Annotated in this window: 1 protein-coding gene and 1 pseudogene; one reads left to right on the forward strand and one right to left on the reverse strand. The window is 46.9% G+C overall.

Translation table 11 applies throughout. The features are described 5' to 3' along the window. Positions 1-70: 70 nt before the first annotated feature. Positions 71-535: pseudogene (locus QZ506_RS05545) on the forward strand (integrase core domain-containing protein); the annotation flags it as partial. Positions 536-831: 296 nt separating this feature from the next. Here QZ506_RS05545 and QZ506_RS05550 read toward each other — a convergent pair. After that, a complete protein-coding gene (locus tag QZ506_RS05550) occupies positions 832-1215 on the reverse strand; it encodes a hypothetical protein (RefSeq protein WP_291969639.1) in 384 nt (127 codons plus the stop codon). Between the last annotated feature and the right edge of the window lie 669 nt (positions 1216-1884).

Consider the following 1884-nt stretch of genomic DNA (forward strand, 5'->3'; position numbering starts at 1 on the left):
TTGCCATGGAGACCTGATTTTGAAACAACTGTGGTGATCTGCTCCGATGATTACCCAAAAGTTCTATTTATTCAACAAAGCCCACTGCAAGCTGTATACGAATAAAACACCGATCACCGCCGCCGACCTGCTCAATTATCGCGTACTCCCGTTCTACGAGTCTCAGGGACTGCTGGTGCTGAGAATACTGACCGACAGGGGTACGGAGTACTGTGGTAAAGTGGAGCAGCATGATTATCAGCTTTATCTGGCTATCAACGATATCGAGCATACGAAAACGAAGGCGATGTCTCCGCAGACGAACAGCATCTGCGAGCGCTTCCATAAAACCATTTTGCAGGATTTTTATCAGGTTACGTTCCGCAAGAAGTTATATGGAGACTTGGAAAGCCTGCAGGTAGATCTGGACAACTGGTTGTGGCATTACAATAATGAGAGAACTCATCAGGGAAAAACGTGCTGCGGGCGTACGCCGATGGCCACTTTACTCGATGGAAAACGGATCTGGGCAGAAAAGAATCTGAACCAGATGTAATCTGACAGACACCTGTATAAATAATCGGTAACTGTCAGATCAGATCTGAGCTAGTACAAAGAATCTGAACCAGATGTAATCTGACAGACACCTGTACAAATAATCGGTAACTGTCAGATCAGGTCTGAGCTAGTACAAATGAGTCGCTTTATTATCGAGTTCGGTGACCGCCTTGACGGTCACTTCTGAGGAAAGGCATTTACACAAAATCTTAAACATGCTCGTACCTCACCACCTGTCAACAGGCGGCTATGCAATCAGGCTTTCCCTGACGCGGGAGGGATGTTGCTAAAATATCAAAGCAGTTTAATGACCACAGTGACAATGGTCGATGTCAGACCAGCAATGCCAAGCATTACAGCACTTAATTTTATCAATAGTCCGTTCGCGGTATGTTCAACATCCTTACGAAGCAAGGCTATCTCTGCTGATAGGTCCTTACGCACATCGGCTATCTGCGCCTCGGTCTTCTCGAAGCGAGCGTCCATATCTTTGCGAACGTCAGTTATCTGAATCGTTAAGTCCTTGCGCACGTCCTCAAGGTCACGCTTGGTAGCCACATCCGCTACCTCATGGGACTTGCGTAAGACGAGCGAAATCGCCTTGGCTTGCTCACTGGTAAGCCCAGCGGTCTGAAGCTCTTCTGACGCCTGCAATGTATCAAATGCGACTTGACCCATGGGAAATCCTCCTGTGTTAAGCCAAGTGTAACCCAGTAATCTTATTGACGGAAGATCAACCCATGCGCTATAGCCTCTCTGCATCTGCAAATTCAGGTGCCGGGTCTGGAAACCTGTTGGATACAACCGCGACAAAATGACACGCCGCGAGCGTGTTTTTTATGTCGCACATCTAGCCACGTATCAATGGTGGGCTGGATGGGGGAGTCTAAAAACTCGCCGGTTGGTTGTATCCGGTTTTTCCAGCCCCGTTCAGCTAACCACCAATCAGAGTCTGGAAACTCTCGGTGGTGGGTAGTATTAATACGACCATCGGAGGCTACTATGGCCCTTCCAGCATTAGCAGAAAACCTGCAAACTGAAGAACCTCGTGTATTCATCCACAACGGCAAAGCGGTAACTACCTCACAAGCTGTAGCTGATTACTTCCACAAGCAGCATAAGAATGTTCTGACAAAGATTGAATCTCTAGAATGCTCCGTTGAATTTGCATCAGCCAACTTTTCGGCTGATGTTCAAAAAGTAAACGGCTTTGTTGAATAAATAGATTTTATGCTGGCAGCCCAGCGAAACGACGGATCTTCGCAACGTAAAATCATGCAGTTAGGCCTCATGAGAAAAGTGTACACCTGAGATGACAAGCATTTTCAACCAAAACTGGCATGGAAA

The organism is Candidatus Symbiopectobacterium sp., assembly GCF_020054415.1.
In the GTDB taxonomy this organism is placed as follows: domain Bacteria; phylum Pseudomonadota; class Gammaproteobacteria; order Enterobacterales; family Enterobacteriaceae; genus Symbiopectobacterium.